General features: G+C 62.2%; 15 protein-coding genes. 12 read left to right on the forward strand and 3 right to left on the reverse strand.

The features are described from left to right. The first annotated feature begins 39 nt into the window (after window positions 1-39). The 5 genes from LIY45_RS11420 to LIY45_RS11440 all read left to right on the forward strand — a co-directional run bounded on the left by LIY45_RS11420 (window position 40) and on the right by LIY45_RS11440 (window position 6,264). A complete protein-coding gene (locus LIY45_RS11420; RefSeq protein ID WP_226476379.1) occupies window positions 40-1,275 on the forward strand; it encodes a 3-methyl-2-oxobutanoate dehydrogenase (2-methylpropanoyl-transferring) subunit alpha in 1,236 nt (411 codons plus the stop codon). 1 nt (window position 1,276) lies between these two features. Beyond that, on the forward strand, window positions 1,277-2,335 hold the full coding sequence (locus LIY45_RS11425) for an alpha-ketoacid dehydrogenase subunit beta (protein ID WP_226476380.1): 1,059 nt from the start codon (window positions 1,277-1,279) through the stop codon (window positions 2,333-2,335). Then, window positions 2,336-3,619 carry a dihydrolipoamide acetyltransferase family protein gene (locus LIY45_RS11430; RefSeq protein WP_226476381.1) on the forward strand — a complete coding sequence of 428 codons (1,284 nt, stop codon included), beginning with the start codon at window positions 2,336-2,338 and terminating at the stop codon, window positions 3,617-3,619. Between the two features lie 3 nt (window positions 3,620-3,622). Next, entirely contained in the window at window positions 3,623-5,002 is a 1,380-nt protein-coding gene (lpdA, locus tag LIY45_RS11435; RefSeq protein ID WP_226476382.1) for a dihydrolipoyl dehydrogenase, read from the forward strand. A 242-nt stretch (window positions 5,003-5,244) separates the two neighbouring features. After that, on the forward strand, window positions 5,245-6,264 hold the full coding sequence (locus tag LIY45_RS11440; RefSeq protein WP_169389183.1) for a branched-chain amino acid aminotransferase: 1,020 nt from the start codon (window positions 5,245-5,247) through the stop codon (window positions 6,262-6,264). 139 nt (window positions 6,265-6,403) lie between these two features. On the opposite strand, the gene LIY45_RS11445 is transcribed toward LIY45_RS11440, so the two are convergent. After that, window positions 6,404-7,300 carry a GNAT family acetyltransferase gene (locus LIY45_RS11445; RefSeq protein WP_226476383.1) on the reverse strand — a complete coding sequence of 299 codons (897 nt, stop codon included), beginning with the start codon at window positions 7,298-7,300 and terminating at the stop codon, window positions 6,404-6,406. Window positions 7,301-7,599: 299 nt separating this feature from the next. On the opposite strand from LIY45_RS11445, the gene LIY45_RS11450 reads away from it, so the two are divergent. From LIY45_RS11450 to LIY45_RS11480, 7 genes are all read left to right on the forward strand, one after another. Beyond that, a complete protein-coding gene (locus LIY45_RS11450; protein ID WP_226476384.1) occupies window positions 7,600-8,526 on the forward strand; it encodes an arginine deiminase-related protein in 927 nt (308 codons plus the stop codon). A gap of 11 nt (window positions 8,527-8,537) precedes the next feature. After that, entirely contained in the window at window positions 8,538-9,584 is a 1,047-nt protein-coding gene (locus tag LIY45_RS11455; protein ID WP_226476385.1) for an ornithine cyclodeaminase, read from the forward strand. A gap of 374 nt (window positions 9,585-9,958) precedes the next feature. Beyond that, entirely contained in the window at window positions 9,959-10,738 is a 780-nt protein-coding gene (locus tag LIY45_RS11460; RefSeq protein ID WP_226476386.1) for an ABC transporter substrate-binding protein, read from the forward strand. Window positions 10,739-10,898: 160 nt separating this feature from the next. Next, window positions 10,899-11,600, forward strand: coding sequence for an ABC transporter permease (locus LIY45_RS11465; protein ID WP_063028536.1), 702 nt, complete (start codon window positions 10,899-10,901; stop codon window positions 11,598-11,600). After that, window positions 11,597-12,310 (forward strand): ABC transporter permease, encoded by a 714-nt coding sequence (locus tag LIY45_RS11470; protein WP_226476387.1) that lies wholly within the window; start codon window positions 11,597-11,599, stop codon window positions 12,308-12,310. The genes LIY45_RS11465 and LIY45_RS11470 overlap by 4 nt, the downstream gene beginning before the upstream one ends. 3 nt (window positions 12,311-12,313) lie before the next feature. Then, window positions 12,314-13,159 carry an ATP-binding cassette domain-containing protein gene (locus tag LIY45_RS11475; protein ID WP_226476388.1) on the forward strand — a complete coding sequence of 282 codons (846 nt, stop codon included), beginning with the start codon at window positions 12,314-12,316 and terminating at the stop codon, window positions 13,157-13,159. Between the two features lie 12 nt (window positions 13,160-13,171). After that, window positions 13,172-13,669, forward strand: coding sequence for an Lrp/AsnC family transcriptional regulator (locus LIY45_RS11480; RefSeq protein WP_003208571.1), 498 nt, complete (start codon window positions 13,172-13,174; stop codon window positions 13,667-13,669). A 117-nt stretch (window positions 13,670-13,786) separates the two neighbouring features. Here LIY45_RS11480 and LIY45_RS11485 read toward each other — a convergent pair whose 3' ends face one another. Both LIY45_RS11485 and LIY45_RS11490 read right to left on the reverse strand, forming a co-directional pair. Continuing rightward, window positions 13,787-14,620: a TIGR03915 family putative DNA repair protein gene (locus tag LIY45_RS11485; RefSeq protein WP_226476389.1), complete on the reverse strand. Its 834-nt coding sequence runs from the start codon at window positions 14,618-14,620 to the stop codon at window positions 13,787-13,789. Next, window positions 14,617-15,837, reverse strand: coding sequence for a putative DNA modification/repair radical SAM protein (locus tag LIY45_RS11490; RefSeq protein WP_017476886.1), 1,221 nt, complete (start codon window positions 15,835-15,837; stop codon window positions 14,617-14,619). Before LIY45_RS11490 ends, LIY45_RS11485 begins: the two co-directional genes overlap by 4 nt. Window positions 15,838-15,861: the final 24 nt, after the last annotated feature.

Genomic DNA, 15,861 nt, shown 5'->3' on the forward strand with positions numbered 1-15,861 from the left:
CCCACTACAAGAAATTCACAAGATAGAGCGTAGAAAGCCATGACTCAGCAGTATGAACCACTGCGCCTGCACGTCCCTGAACCCTCAGGCCGCCCAGGCTGCAAGACCGACTTTACCTACCTGCGCCTGACTGACGCAGGCACGGTGCGCAAACCCCCAATTGACGTAGAACCCGCCGACACCGCCGACCTGGCCAAGGGCCTGATTCGCGTGCTCGACGATCAGGGCCAGGCCCTCGGCCCGTGGGCCGAAGGCGTGCCGGTGGAGATTCTGCGCAAGGGCATGCGTGCCATGCTCAAGACGCGGATCTTCGACAACCGCATGGTGGTCGCCCAGCGTCAGAAAAAAATGTCGTTCTACATGCAAAGCCTCGGCGAAGAAGCCATCGGCAGCGCCCAGGCCCTGGCCTTGAACATCGACGACATGTGCTTCCCCACCTACCGCCAGCAAAGCATCCTGATGGCCCGCGAAGTGCCGCTGGTGGACCTGATCTGCCAACTGTTGTCCAACGAGCGCGACCCGCTCAAGGGCCGCCAGTTGCCGATCATGTACTCGGTAAAAGACTTCGGCTTCTTCACGATTTCCGGCAACCTCGCCACCCAATTCGTACAGGGCGTGGGCTGGGGCATGGCCTCGGCGATCAAGGGCGATACCAAGATTGCCTCGGCCTGGATCGGCGACGGCGCCACCGCTGAGTCCGACTTCCACACCGCCCTCACCTTCGCCCACGTGTACCGGGCGCCGGTCATCCTTAACGTAGTGAATAACCAGTGGGCGATTTCCACCTTCCAGGCCATCGCCGGCGGTGAAGCCACGACCTTTGCCGGACGCGGCGTAGGTTGCGGCATCGCCTCCCTGCGGGTGGACGGCAACGACTTTGTCGCGGTGTACGCCGCCTCCGCCTGGGCCGCCGAACGTGCCCGCCGCAACCTGGGGCCAACCCTGATCGAGTGGGTGACCTACCGCGCCGGCCCGCACTCCACTTCCGATGACCCGTCCAAATACCGTCCCGCCGACGACTGGAGCCACTTCCCGCTGGGCGACCCGATTGCCCGCCTCAAGCAGCACCTGATGCGCATCAACCAGTGGTCCGAAGAGGAACACGCGACGGTCAGTGCGGAGCTTGAAGCCGAAGTGATCAAGGCCCAGAAAGAAGCCGAACAGTACGGCACCCTGGCCGGTGGCCAGATTCCGAGCGCCGCGACCATGTTCGAAGACGTTTATAAAGAGATGCCGGAGCACTTGAAGCGCCAGCGTCAAGAGTTGGGGATCTGACATGAACGATCACAACAACACTATCCAGCTGGAAACCGCCATGACCACCACGACCATGACCATGATCCAGGCCTTGCGCTCGGCCATGGATGTGATGCTTGAGCGAGACGACAATGTGGTGGTGTTCGGCCAGGACGTCGGTTACTTCGGCGGCGTGTTCCGTTGCACCGAAGGCTTGCAGAACAAGTACGGCACCTCGCGGGTGTTCGACGCGCCGATCTCCGAAAGCGGGATCGTCGGCGTGGCGGTCGGCATGGGCGCCTATGGCCTGCGGCCGGTGGCCGAGATTCAGTTCGCCGACTACGTGTACCCCGCCACCGACCAGATCATTTCCGAAGCGGCCCGCCTGCGTTATCGCTCGGCCGGCCAGTTCACTGCACCGCTGACCATGCGCATGCCCTGCGGCGGCGGCATCTACGGCGGCCAGACCCACAGCCAGAGTATTGAAGCGGTGTTCACCCAGGTCTGCGGCCTGCGCACGGTGATGCCGTCCAACCCGTACGACGCCAAGGGCCTGTTGATCGCTTCCATCGAAAACGATGACCCGGTGATCTTCCTCGAACCCAAGCGCCTGTATAACGGCCCGTTCGACGGCCACCACGACCGCCCGGTAACCCCGTGGTCGAAGCATCCCCAAGCGCAAGTGCCGGACGGTTACTACACCGTGCCGCTGGACGTGGCCGCCATTGCCCGCCCGGGCAAGGACGTGACTATCCTCACCTACGGCACCACCGTGTATGTGTCGCAAGTTGCCGCTGAAGAAACCGGCATTGATGCCGAAGTCATCGACCTGCGCAGCCTGTGGCCGCTGGACCTGGAAACCATCGTCAATTCCGTGAAAAAAACCCGACGCTGCGTGATCGTTCACGAAGCCACCCGTACCTGCGGGTTCGGCGCCGAGCTGGTGGCGCTGGTGCAGGAGCATTGCTTCCACTACCTGGAAGCGCCGATCGAGCGCGTTACCGGCTGGGATACCCCGTATCCGCACGCGCAAGAGTGGGCGTATTTCCCTGGCCCGACCCGAGTGGGCGCGGCTTTGCATCGGGTTATGGAGGTCTGAATGGGCACGCACGTTATCAAGATGCCGGACATTGGCGAAGGCATCGCAGAAGTTGAATTGTCGGTATGGCACGTCAAGGTCGGCGACCTGGTGGTAGAAGACCAGGTGCTGGCGGACGTGATGACCGACAAGGCCATGGTGGACATTCCTTCGCCGGTGCACGGCAAGGTGATCTCCCTCGGCGGCGAGCCGGGGGAAGTCATGGCGGTGGGCAGTATTTTGATCAGTATCGAGGTGGAAGGCGCGGGCAATACCAAGGAGTCGGCGCTGTCGGCGGTGGCTGAAAAGGTCGCGCCAGCACCTGCTCCGGCACCGAAAGTGGAAGCCAAGGCCGCGCCGGTGGTTGAAACCAAACCTGCCGCCAACCCTGCGGTAGCGGCTGCGCAAGCCCCCGTGGCCCGCGAGGCCGATGACCGCCCGCTGGCCTCCCCGGCCGTGCGCAAACATGCGCTGGATGCTGGCATCCAGCTACGACTGGTCCAGGGCTCCGGCCCGGCCGGCCGGATTCTGCATGAAGATCTGGACGCTTACTTGCTTCAGGGTCCGGCGAAAAATTCCGGTGCCTCCAACCCGTACGCCGAACGCAACGACGAGCAGCAAATCCCGGTGATCGGCATGCGCCGCAAGATCGCCCAGCGCATGCAGGACGCCACCCGGCGTGCCGCGCATTTCAGCTACGTCGAAGAAATCGACGTCACCGCCCTCGACGAGTTGCGCGTGCACCTCAACGAGAAACACGGCGCCACCCGCGGCAAGCTGACGCTGTTGCCGTTCCTGGTGCGGGCGATGGTCGTCGCATTGCGCGACTACCCGCAGATCAACGCGCGTTATGACGACGAAGCCCAGGTCATCACCCGCCTCGGCGCGGTGCATGTGGGCGTCGCCACCCAGAGCGATGTCGGCCTGATGGTGCCGGTGGTACGTCACGCCGAAGCCCGCAACCTGTGGGGCACGGCGCAAGAGATCAATCGGTTGGCGAATGCGGCGCGCAATGGCAAGGCCAGTCGCGATGAGCTGTCGGGTTCGAGCATTACCCTGACCAGCCTGGGCGCATTGGGCGGGATCGTCAGCACGCCGGTGCTGAACCTGCCGGAAGTGGCCATCGTCGGGGTCAACCGCATCGTCGAGCGGCCGATGGTGATCAAGGGCCAGATCGTGATCCGCAAGATGATGAACCTCTCCAGCTCCTTCGATCACCGGGTGGTCGATGGCATGGACGCGGCGCAATTCATCCAGGCCATCCGTGGCCTGCTCGAACAACCCGCCAGCCTGTTCCTGGAGTAACCCATGTCTCAAACATTGCACACCACGCTGCTGATTATCGGCGGCGGGCCTGGCGGTTACGTGGCGGCGATTCGCGCCGGCCAACTGGGCATCCCGACCATTCTGGTGGAAGGCCAGGCGTTGGGCGGCACCTGCCTGAATATCGGCTGTATTCCGTCGAAGGCGCTGATCCATGTCGCCGAACAGTTCCAGCAAACCGTGCACCACAGCCAGGGCTCGCCGCTGGGCATCGAAGTCGATGTGCCGACCCTGGATATCGGCAAAAGCGTGGAATGGAAAGACGGCATCGTTGACCGCCTGACCACCGGCGTTGCCGCGCTGCTGAAAAAACACAAGGTTCAGGTCATTCATGGCTGGGCCAAGGTCGTGGATGGCAAGACCGTCGACGTCGGCGACCAGCGCATCCAGTGCGAACACCTGCTGCTGGCCACCGGCTCGAAAAGTGTCAACTTGCCGATGCTGCCGATTGGCGGGCCGATCATCTCCTCCGCCGAAGCCCTGGCGCCGAAACGCATCCCTAAACGCTTGATCGTGGTGGGTGGCGGCTACATTGGCCTGGAGCTGGGGATTGCCTATCGCAAGCTTGGTGCCGAGGTCAGTGTGGTTGAGGCTCAGGACCGGATCCTGCCGGCCTACGACGCCGAACTGACCCAACCGGTGGCCGAATCCCTGAAGCAGTTGGGGGTGAAGGTGTTCCTGAAACACAGCGTCACCGGCTTTGAAAACAACACCCTGCAAGTGCGCGACCCCAGCGGCGAGACGCTGTCGCTGGAAACCGACCAGGTACTGGTTGCCGTTGGTCGCAAACCCAATACCCAGGGCTGGAACCTCGATGCCTTGAACTTGGACATGAATGGCTCGGCGATTAAGATCGACAGCCGTTGCCAGACCAGCATGCGCAACGTGTGGGCCATTGGCGACCTCAGCGGTGAACCGATGCTCGCCCACCGCGCCATGGCCCAGGGCGAAATGGTGGCCGAACTGATCAGCGGTAAATCCCGCGAATTCAACCCGGCCGCAATCCCGGCGGTGTGCTTCACCGACCCGGAACTGGTGGTGGTCGGCAAGACCCCGGACGAGGCCAAGGCCGCCGGGCTGGACTGCATCGTGTCGAGCTTCCCGTTCGCCGCCAATGGCCGGGCCATGACCCTGGAGTCAAAAACCGGCTTCGTACGGGTAGTGGCGCGCCGCGACAATCACCTGATCGTGGGCTGGCAGGCGGTGGGCGTGGGTGTCTCGGAATTGTCCACGGCCTTCGGCCTGAGCCTGGAAATGGGATCACGCCTGGAAGACGTGGCCGGCACCATCCACGCCCACCCCACCCTCGGCGAAGCGGTACAGGAAGCGGCGCTGCGGGCCCTGGGGCATGCATTGCATCTTTGAGACCGCGGTGGCGCCATCGCAGGCAAGCCAGCTCCCACAAGGGATCGGCATTCGACAGGGCAACACGGTCGAATGTGGGAGCCGGGCTTGCCCGCGATGACGGTGGATCGGCCAACCAGGATGTCGAATGGTCCACCTGCCCCGCTCCCACACAAGCCAAGAATGAAGTATTGTTGCGCCCATCCAGAAATAAACCATAAGCCTGCCTTCGACCAGGCGGTTGACAAAAGATAGAGGGTGTCATGGGTAACGAAAGCATCAATTGGGACAAGCTGGGTTTTGACTACATCAAGACCGACAAGCGTTTCCTCCAGACCTGGAAAGACGGCGAGTGGCAAAAAGGCACCCTGACCGACGACAACGTGCTGCACATCAGCGAGGGCTCCACCGCCCTGCACTACGGCCAGCAATGCTTTGAAGGCCTCAAGGCCTACCGCTGCAAGGACGGTTCGATCAACCTGTTCCGTCCGGACCAGAACGCCGCGCGCATGCAGCGCAGCTGTGGTCGCCTGCTGATGCCACAAGTGCCGACCGACGCCTTTATCGAAGCCTGTAAGGAAGTGGTCCGCGCCAACGAGCGGTTCATCCCGCCGTACGGCACCGGCGGCGCGCTGTACCTGCGCCCGTTCGTGATCGGCACCGGTGACAACATCGGCGTGCGCACCGCGCCAGAGTTCATCTTCTCGATCTTCTGCATCCCGGTGGGCGCCTACTTCAAGGGCGGCCTGACCCCGCACAACTTCCTGATCTCCGGTTACGACCGTGCAGCGCCCAACGGCACCGGCGCCGCCAAGGTCGGTGGCAACTACGCCGCCAGCCTGATGCCCGGTTCCCTGGCGAAAAAAGCCAACTTCGCCGACTGCATCTACCTCGACCCGGCCACCCACTCGAAAATCGAAGAAGTCGGCTCGGCCAACTTCTTCGGGATCACCCACGACAACAAGTTCGTCACCCCGAACTCGCCGTCGGTGTTGCCAGGCATCACCCGCCTGTCGCTGATCGAACTGGCCAAATCCCGCCTGGGCCTGGAAGTGGTTGAAGGCGACGTGCTGATCGACAAGCTGTCGGATTTCAAGGAAGCCGGCGCCTGCGGTACCGCCGCCGTGATCACCCCGATCGGCGGCATCGAGTACAAAGACAAGCTGCACGTGTTCTACAGCGAAAAAGAAGTCGGCCCGGTCACCCAGAAGCTCTACAAAGAGCTGACTGGCGTGCAGTCCGGCGACGTTGAAGCGCCTGCAGGCTGGATCGTCAAGGTCTAAGCAACACTGCAAAACCAAACTGTGGGAGCGGGCTTGCTCGCGAATACGGAGTGTCAGTCGACAGATTTATTGACTGATCCACCGCATTCGCGAGCAAGCCCGCTCCCACATTTGATTTCAGCGTTTGGAAAATCGGGCTTCAGGCCTTATCCATCGGGATGTTTTCCAGGATCTTCTTGCCCATGCTGATCCGCGGCTCAGCGCCATAACCCAACGCCTCATAAAACCCCATCACCGCGTCATTGCCACTGGTGATCTGCAAGTTGATCTTCATGCAGCCCAACGCCGTCAACGCCTGCTCCGCATGCCGCACCAGCGAAGCGCCCAGGCCCTGGCGGCGATAGTCGTTATGCACCGCCACCGAATACAGCCAGCCACGGTGCCCGTCGTAGCCGGCGAGAATGGTGCCGATCACAGCCTTTTTGTCGGTGGCCACGAAGAACAACCCATCGTTGACCGCCAGCTTCTTGTCGATCGCCAGGCTCGGCAGGTTGTGCGCCGCGTCATAACCAAACGCCGCCTGCCACAGCGCTACCACCTGCGCCCGATGCGCACGGTCCCGATAGGCGCCGATGGGATGACGGGATGACAACCCCTTCTCCATCACCAGCGTGCGCTCATTGCCATGGTAGACATCGCGCACCGTGTGGAAACCCAGCTTGGTGTAGAACGGCTCGGCCGTGAGCGAAGATGGCACATGCAGCGTGGTCACTCCCGCTTCCCGGGCGCGCAACTCGAGTTCAATCATCAGCAAGCGCCCGATGCCCTGCCCTTGCAGCGCCGGATTGACGAACACCGAGCGCACCACATTGCCATCGAGGGCCGCTGTCGCGACGATGATTTTATCTTGCGTCGCCACCAGCACCGTTCGGCGCGCGAGCAACCCCAGCACCGCCTCGGGGGTAAAGTTGCTCGCCACCCGCGCAATCACATCAGCCGGATAATCCCGGGCATTGCTGTCATGCAGGGCCGCCAGAATGACCTGGCTGATGCCCTCGGCATCGGTGGGTTGGGCGAGACGAACTTCAGTGGGCATGGGCACTCCTTAATGACGGACTCAATTCCTGCAGCGTCCCCATACTAATGTGGGAGCTGGCTTGCCTGCGATAGCGGTCTGTCAGTCAATCAAGTATCGACTGACAGACCGCTATCGCAGGCAAGCCAGCTCCCACAGTTGATCAGCTTTGTTACCTCAATCGCACCCAACAGCCGATTCGGCTGCCCCACCCCACTTTTCAGCTTTCCCGGCTGGGCCGCCCCCTCACTTCAGCCGGGATTCTTCCTTCACACCGCACAAAATAGCCTCACTGCCCAACCCCATGGACCCGTGCACCCATGCAAACCACCAACACCGTCCTGATGATCCGCCCGGCGCACTTCGCCTTCAACCCGGACACCGCGATCAACAACCGCTTCCAGCGCGCGCCCCTCGACCCGTTGGCCGCACAGCAGAAAGCGCTGGAAGAGTTCGACGGCTACGTCGAAACCCTGCGCCATCACGGCGTGGAAGTGCTGGTGGTACAAGACACCCCTGCGCCCCACACCCCGGATTCGATCTTCCCCAACAACTGGTGGAGCAGCCACGCCGACGGCAGCCTGGTGCTGTACCCGATGGAAGGCCGGAACCGACGACTGGAGCGCGACAAGGGCGTGCTGCAAGTACTGGAGCAGCGCTTCGCAATCAAAAACACCATCGACTTCAGCCACCTCGAACAACAGAACATGTTCCTCGAAGGCACCGGCAGCATGGTCCTCGACCGCCAGCACCGCATCAGCTACGCCTGCCATTCCGGGCGTACCCATCAGGACGCCCTGCGCCAGTTCGCCGAGCGCCTGGACTACCAACTCTGCGTATTCCACGCCGTCGACCGCCACCACGCGCCGATCTACCACAGCAACGTGATGATGAGTGTCGGTCGCGACCTCTCCGTAGTGTGCCTGCAAGCCCTGCCCGATGACCGCGAGCGCCAGGCCCTGGAACGCTCCCTGCGGGACACCGGCAAAGACATCGTCGCCCTGGACTTCGACCAGCTGGAAGCCTTCGCCGGCAACATGCTGGAAGTCCACGACCGCGACGGCCAGCCGCTGCTGGTGATGTCGGCCAGCGCCTGGGGCTCGCTCCAACCCGCCCAGCGCCAGCATGTGGAGCGCCACACCCGGCCGGTGGTGGTGAACATCGACAACATCGAACGCATCGGCGGCGGCAGTGCCCGCTGCATGTTGGCCGAAGTGCATCTGCCAACCCGCCCCTCATTTCAATAAGGAGTCTTCCCATGACCCGCTATATCGACGTCAACGACTTGAGCTACCTGGTTTCGCAAAAAGGCCTGCAAACCTGCATCACCGAGATGGCCGAGTACATTCGCGCCGACTACCTGCGCTGGCAGGACTTTGAAAAATGCGCGCGCCTGGCCAACCACTCCCCCGAGGGCGTGATCGAGCTGATGCCGGTGTCCGACGCCTCGCTGTACGCATTCAAATACGTGAACGGCCACCCGAAAAACACCCAGAGTGGGATGCTTACGGTGATGGCCTTCGGCGCCCTGGGCGATGTGGACACCGGCAAACCGGTACTGCTGGCGGAAATGACCCTGACCACCGCGATCCGCACCGCCGCCACCTCGGCCCTGGTAGCGCGCTACCTGGCCCGGGACAACAGCCGCAGCATGGCGTTGATCGGCAACGGCTCCCAGAGCGAATTCCAGGCCGTGGCCTTCCACGCCATGCTGGGTATCAATGAGATCCGCTTGTTCGACATCGACGCCAAGGCCACCGCCAAGCTGGCCGCCAACCTCAAAGCCTTCCCGGCGATCAAGGTGGTCCTGGCGGGCAGCGTCGCCGAAGCCGTAAAAGGTGCCGACATCGTCACCACCGTCACCGCCGACAAGGCCTTCGCCACCATCCTCACCGACGAGATGATCGAACCCGGCATGCACCTTAATGCCGTCGGCGGCGACTGCCCGGGCAAGACCGAGCTGGACCGACGAATCGTCGAACGTGCCCGTGTGATCGTCGAGTACGAACCCCAGAGCCGCATCGAAGGCGAAATCCAGCACATGCCGGACGATTCGCCGGTCACCGAACTGTGGCAAGTGATCAATGGCCAGGCCCCGGGCCGTGAAAATGCGCGCCAGGTCACCCTGTTCGACTCGGTGGGTTTTGCCATCGAAGACTACTCCGCCCTGCGTTACGTGCTGGACGTGGCCAAGGCGCTGGACGTGGGCAGCGAACTGGAACTGGTGCCGGACCTCGCCGACCCCAAAGACCTGTTTGCCCGCCTGGCCCAAGCACCGGCAGCACAGCAGAAAAAGCGCGCCTGAGACCGCTCTGGCCTGCTGCTTTGCGTGAGCGGCAGGCCGGAAAAACCTCACCGACAAGCCGATTTAGCGGGTGCGACAGCCGTTTCCGCTGTAGCTCGCGTTTTAACAGCACATTCCGCGCGCCGCGGCGGGGGTAAACGACACAAAAAACGCACCATCTTGAAGCATTCTCTCTGACAACAAACAGCCCAATGTGGTGAGGCAGCACAATGTGGCGAGGGAGCTTGCTCCCGCTGGAGTGCGTAGCGCTCCCAGGATTTTGAGGCCGCTACGCAACCCAGCGGGAGCAACCTCCCTCACCACAAAAAGCCTCTTCACCTTAGCGTTCAGTTTTCCACTGCCCTGACATCAATTACAAAATATAGGGAATACACATGACTCCGCTCCGATCATTTTTCGCTGCGCTGCTCCTGCCATTGGCCGCCACCGCTGCCCAGGCTCAGGAATGGAAAGAAATCCGCTTTGGGGTCTTCCCCGAATACCCACCGTTTGAATCCGTCGCCGCCGACGGCAGCCTGCAAGGTTTCGACATCGACCTGGGCAACGCCATCTGCGCCAAGCTGGAAGTCAAATGCGTGTGGGTCCACAACGAATTCGACGGCATGATCCCGGCCCTGCGCGCCCGCAAGTTCGACGCCATCATGTCCTCCATGGCCGTGACTCCGGCCCGCCAGAAAGTCATCGACTTCAGCGACCGCCTGTTCCTCAGCCCGACCTCGGTGATCACCCGCAAAAGCGCCGACTTCGGCGACACCCCCGAATCCCTGAAAGGCAAACAGGTCGGCGTGCTGCAAGGCTCGCTGCAGGAAACCTACGCCCGTGCACACCTGGCCAAGCTGGGCGCGCAAATCAAGGCGTACCAGTCCCAGGAGCAGAACTACGCCGACCTGCAAAACGGTCGCCTCGACGCCACCCTGACCGACAAGCTCGAAGCCCAGCTCAACTTCCTGTCCAAGCCTGAAGGTGCCGACTTCAAGACCGGCCCGGCCTTCAAGGACCCGACCCTGCCGCTCGACATCGCCATGGGCCTGCGCAAGAACGACAAGGACCTGGTGGAGCTGATCAACAAAGGCATCGCCGCCGTCCAGGCCGACGGCACCTACGCACAGATCCAGAAGAAATACTTCGGCGATCAGGACATCTACAACGAGTAACGCCTCCTGTGGGAGCGAGCTTGTGTGGGAGCGGGCTTGCTCGCGAAAGCGGTGGGTCAGTCACACATGTATTGACTGAAACTCTGTCTTCGCGAGCAAGCCCGCTCCCACACAAGCTCGCTCCCACAGTAAAACTCTGCGCTCCATCGAGATACTTCCCGTGAATGAACTCCTCAACTTGCAAGGCTTCGGCCCGTTGCTGGCTCAGGGTGCCTGGATGACGGTCAAGCTGGCGTTCCTGGCGCTGCTGCTGAGCCTGTCCCTGGGACTGATCGCCGCCGCCGCCAAGCTCTCCAGCGTCAAACTGCTGCGGGTCCCGGCCACGCTCTACACCACGCTGATCCGCAGCGTGCCGGACCTGGTACTGATCCTGCTGATTTTCTACAGCCTGCAACTGTGGCTCAACGACCTGAGTGAAATGCTCGGCTGGGCTTACTTCGAAATCGACCCGTTCACCGCCGGTGTCATCACCCTCGGGTTTATCTACGGTGCGTATTTCACCGAGAACTTTCGCGGGGCGATTCTCAGCGTGCCCGCCGGCCAGCTGGAAGCCGCCACCGCCTACGGCCTGAGCCGCTGGCAGCGCTTTCGCCTGGTGCTGTTCCCGCAACTGATGCGCTTTGCCCTGCCGGGCCTGGGCAATAACTGGCTGGTGCTGCTCAAGTCCACGGCGCTGGTGTCGATCATCGGCCTGTCGGACCTGGTGAAGGCCGCGCAAAATGCCGGCAAGACCACCAATGACCCGCTGTATTTCCTGATCCTCGCGGGCCTGGTGTACCTGGTGATCACCACCCTCTCCAACCGCATCTTCAAACGCCTGGAACGGCGCTACAACGTCGGCATCAAGGGGATGGCGCGATGATCGAACTGATCCAGCAATACGGCCTGGCCTACCTGTTCACCGATGGCAACGGCTTTTCCGGCGTGGCCATGACCCTGTGGCTGTTCATTATCTCGGTGGTGCTGGGCTTCTTCCTGTCGATCCCGCTGGCGATCGCGCGGGTGTCGGACCACTTCTGGGTTCGCTGGCCGGTGGAGGTCTACACCTACCTGTTTCGCGGCACGCCGCTGTATATCCAGTTGCTGATTTGCTACACCGGCCTCTACGGCCTGGAGGTGGTGCAGGACAACGCCCTGCTCAACCAGTTTTTCCGCAATGCGCTGAACTGCACGCTGCTGGCCTTTGTACTGAACACGTGCGCCTACACCGTGGAAATCTTTGCCGGGGCGATCCGCAACATTCCCCACGGCGAAATCGAGGCCGCCAAGGCCTACGGCCTGCACGGCTGGCGCCTGAACCTGTTTGTGGTGGTGCCCGCCGCGCTGCGCCGTGCATTGCCGGCCTACAGCAACGAAATGATCCTGATGCTGCACGCCACCTCCCTGGCGTTCACCGCCACCATCGCCGACATCCTTAAGGTGGCCCGCGACGCCAACGCCGAGACGTTCCTGACGTTCCAGGCCTTCGGCATCGCGGCCCTGTTGTACATGCTGCTGTCCTTTGCACTGGTGGGCCTGTTTCGACTGGCCGAACGTCGCTGGATGCGTTTTCTTGTTCCTACCCGAGGCTAACCCATGAATCAGTCCGCGCAGGCCCTGGCCGCTTATCCCACCGATGTACGCCCCGCTACCCAGCCGGTGGCCGTGGCCGAAAATGCCAACGTCAAACTCCAGGTCGAAGGCCTGTACAAACGCTATGGCGAGCACGAGGTGCTCAAGGGCGTCTCGCTGAACGCGCGCAATGGCGACGTGATCAGCCTGATCGGCGCCAGCGGCTCAGGCAAAAGCACGATGCTGCGCTGCATCAACTTCCTCGAACAGCCGGACGCCGGGGTCATCACCCTCGATGGCATCAGCATTGAAATGCAGCCAGGCCGCGCCGGCACCCGCGCGCCGCACCAGGCGCAATTGCAGAACCTGCGCACCCGCCTGGCCATGGTGTTCCAGCACTTCAACCTGTGGAGCCACATGACCGTGCTGGAAAACATCACCATGGCCCCGCGCCGGGTGCTGGGGGTCAGCGCCGCCGAGGCGGAAAAACGCGCCCGCCTGTACCTCGACAAGGTCGGCCTGCCGGGCCGGGTGGCGGATCAATACCCGGCCTTCCTCTCCGGTGGTCAGCAACAGCGCGTGGCCATCGCCCGGGCCCTGGCGATGGAACCGGAGATCATTCTGTTCGACGAACCCACCTCGGCCCTCGACCCTGAACTTGTAGGAGAAGTCCTTAAAGTCATACAGACGTTGGCGGAGGAAGGTCGTACCATGCTCATGGTCACCCACGAAATGGGCTTTGCCCGCCAGGTGTCCAGCCAAGTGCTGTTCCTGCACCAGGGCCGCGTCGAGGAGCAAGGCGGAGCCGAAATCCTCGACCAGCCGAACAGCGAACGCTTGCAGCAATTTCTTTCCAACCGATTGAAGTGAACACCACACACCATGGATACCAAGGCCACCGGACCGAACGCCTCACCTGTGCTGGACCGCATCGATGAAGCCATCATCGACGTGTTACGGCACCAGGGACGCATCACCTACGAAAAACTCTCGTCGCTGGTGCACCTGACGCCCAGGCCGTGCCTGGAGCGGGTGCGCAAGCTGGAGCGACGCGGGGTCATCCGGGGTTATGGGGCGATCATCGACGTGCAGATGGTTTCGCCAGGGCTGTCACTGCTGGTACTGGTGGCCCTCTCCAACCAGAGCGGGCGCTCGGCGCAGAAGGCGTTCGAGGCCTGCGTCAAAGCCTGCCCGCAAGTGTTCGAGTGCCAGTTGATCAGCGGGCCGTTCGACTACAGCCTGCGCATGCGCTGCCGGGACATGGAGCACTATCGGGTGTTGACGGAAACCTGGTTGAACAATGACGAGTTGCACATCGATAAGTTGGTGGCGCATCCGGAGTTGGCGGTCGTAAAAAACACCGCGACCGAGCTGGCCTAATCCTCACTTCCCGAAACACTGGAGATCAAATGTGGGAGCTGGCTTGCCTGCGATAGCATCACCTTGGTGTAACTGAAACACCGAGTTGTCTGCATCGCAGGCAAGCCAGCTCCCACATTAACCATGCCCGCTTGAGATTTTTTTACCCGGCCTGGCCCCAATCATCTTCGCCTGCCCATCCCGCTGCTTGCCCGTACGCGCTTCGCTGATCAACCCTGGAATCAACTTGCCCTCCGGCAGATTCTTCCAGAACCGGCTCGGCAAATGCCCTTCCATCACCTTCGGATTCAACCGCGCCGGGTTAAAGATATGGCTGTAGTACGTCAGCCACATCGCACTGTGGGGATCCTCGACATTCTGCGCCAACGCCTGCCATTCCACCGGGCATTGCCGCCGATGAATCAACTGCTCCCCGTCGTAATAAACCCCATCCAGGGGCGTGGCGATCATCCAGCGATGACGCCCCATGCGCCCGACAAAATGCTGACTGGCCACCTTCAAGATGTCGTGGGCCGGCTCATGCCACGCCACGTACTCCGGTAACTGCGGCCCCGCCTCTGCGGGCAATGCGATAAACCGCACAAACGCATGCAGATGATGGGCCTCGCGCTGCACCTGCTTGATCCGCCGCTGCAACTCACTGCCCAGTTTATCCCCCGACATCATCGCCGTGCGGTCCCCATGGCTGACGCGCCATAACACCTCATACAACAGGCTCCAGCGCTGTTCACCGTGATAACACGCGGCAGACTCCAGCAGCTCCAGCAGCGCCTTGGGAATCCGCGCCTGGAACGGCCCGCATTCTTCCGGGTACTGCTCGTCCGTGGCAAACAGGTCCGCCACCTCGGCCACGCCCCAACTCACGTGGCTGGGGTCAATCTGATGGCTGAGCAACCAACGCGCCTGCTCGCGCCAGGTGCTGAACAGGTTGTCGCATTCCAGGCTGATCATCCCCACAGCCCCATTTGCTGCGGCTGCGGACGGTCGCGCAGTTGTTCGCGCAGCAGCACGCTGGTGCTTTCCGCCTGTTGCGGATGGTAGTCACTGGTGATGAAAAACGGCTTGGCCTTGGCCAGCACGCAGCGCATGCGCGCCAGGTCTTCGAAGCGGATCTTGCGCTGGCGGCGCAGGTCCACCAGCCGTTGGGTGGTGCGCAGGCCAATCCCGGGAATGCGCGCGATCAGGGTCGGCTCGGCGCGGTTCAGGTCCAGCGGGAACACCTCGCGGTGCTCCAGGGCCCAGGCCAATTTCGGGTCGATGTCCAGGGCCAGGTCCCCCGGCCCTTCAAACAGCTCATTGGCGCTGAACCCGTAGCTGCGCAAGAGGAAATCCGCCTGGTACAAGCGGTGCTCGCGCATCAACGGCGGCGCGGCCAGGGGCACGCTTTTCGGGCTGTTGGGAATCGGGCTGAACGCCGAGTAATACACCCGGCGCAGTTTGAAATTGCCGTACAAGGCCTCGGCGCTGTGGAGGATGGTGCTGTCGTCGGTGTCATCGGCGCCGACGATCATCTGCGTGCTCTGCCCGGCCGGCGCGAAACGCGGCGCGCGGGGTTCGTTGAGTACGGTCTGTTCACCGGTGTAGATGGTCTGCATCGCCTGCTTGATCGAGACGATCTGCTTCTCGGGCGCCAGGGTTTGCAGGCTCTTGTCCGTCGGCAACTCGATATTCACGCTGAGGCGATCGGCATACCGCCCCGCTTCGGCAATCAGCGCCGGGTCGGCTTCGGGAATGGTCTTGAGGTGGATATAGCCACGGAAGTCATGCTCTTCCCGCAGGAGCTTGGCGACCCGCACCAACTGCTCCATGGTGTAGTCGGCCGAACGGATGATGCCGGAGCTGAGAAACAGCCCGCTGACGCAATTGCGCCGGTAAAAGTCGAGGGTCAGGGTCACCACCTCCTCCGGGCTGAAGCGTGCACGGGGCACGTCGCTGGAACGGCGGTTGACGCAGTATTGGCAGTCGTAGAGACAGAAGTTGGTCAGCAATACCTTGAGCAAGGACACGCAGCGACCGTCGGGCGTATAGCTGTGGCAGATGCCCATGCCATCGGTGGAACCCAGCCCCGCCTTGCCTTCCGAGCTGCGCTTGGGCGCGCCGCTGCTGGCGCAGGAGGCGTCGTACTTGGCGGCGTCGGCAAGGATGCTGAGTTTTTCGATCAACTGCATGGGGCTTCTACCGATACTGGTTTT

The organism is Pseudomonas sp. MWU16-30323 (assembly GCF_020515595.1).
GTDB classification, from domain to species: domain Bacteria; phylum Pseudomonadota; class Gammaproteobacteria; order Pseudomonadales; family Pseudomonadaceae; genus Aquipseudomonas; species Aquipseudomonas yamanorum.

Coding starts and splice junctions, on each gene's coding strand:
- LIY45_RS11430 (WP_226476381.1), top strand. CDS start 2,336: ATGGGCACGCACGTTATCAAGATGCCGGACATTGGCGAAGGCATCGCA.
- LIY45_RS11470 (WP_226476387.1), top strand. CDS start 11,597: ATGATCGAACTGATCCAGCAATACGGCCTGGCCTACCTGTTCACCGAT.
- LIY45_RS11475 (WP_226476388.1), top strand. CDS start 12,314: ATGAATCAGTCCGCGCAGGCCCTGGCCGCTTATCCCACCGATGTACGC.
- lpdA (WP_226476382.1), top strand. CDS start 3,623: ATGTCTCAAACATTGCACACCACGCTGCTGATTATCGGCGGCGGGCCT.
- LIY45_RS11440 (WP_169389183.1), top strand. CDS start 5,245: ATGGGTAACGAAAGCATCAATTGGGACAAGCTGGGTTTTGACTACATC.
- LIY45_RS11420 (WP_226476379.1), top strand. CDS start 40: ATGACTCAGCAGTATGAACCACTGCGCCTGCACGTCCCTGAACCCTCA.
- LIY45_RS11485 (WP_226476389.1), bottom strand. CDS start 14,620: ATGATCAGCCTGGAATGCGACAACCTGTTCAGCACCTGGCGCGAGCAG.
- LIY45_RS11480 (WP_003208571.1), top strand. CDS start 13,172: ATGGATACCAAGGCCACCGGACCGAACGCCTCACCTGTGCTGGACCGC.
- LIY45_RS11425 (WP_226476380.1), top strand. CDS start 1,277: ATGAACGATCACAACAACACTATCCAGCTGGAAACCGCCATGACCACC.
- LIY45_RS11460 (WP_226476386.1), top strand. CDS start 9,959: ATGACTCCGCTCCGATCATTTTTCGCTGCGCTGCTCCTGCCATTGGCC.
- LIY45_RS11445 (WP_226476383.1), bottom strand. CDS start 7,300: ATGCCCACTGAAGTTCGTCTCGCCCAACCCACCGATGCCGAGGGCATC.
- LIY45_RS11455 (WP_226476385.1), top strand. CDS start 8,538: ATGACCCGCTATATCGACGTCAACGACTTGAGCTACCTGGTTTCGCAA.
- LIY45_RS11450 (WP_226476384.1), top strand. CDS start 7,600: ATGCAAACCACCAACACCGTCCTGATGATCCGCCCGGCGCACTTCGCC.
- LIY45_RS11490 (WP_017476886.1), bottom strand. CDS start 15,837: ATGCAGTTGATCGAAAAACTCAGCATCCTTGCCGACGCCGCCAAGTAC.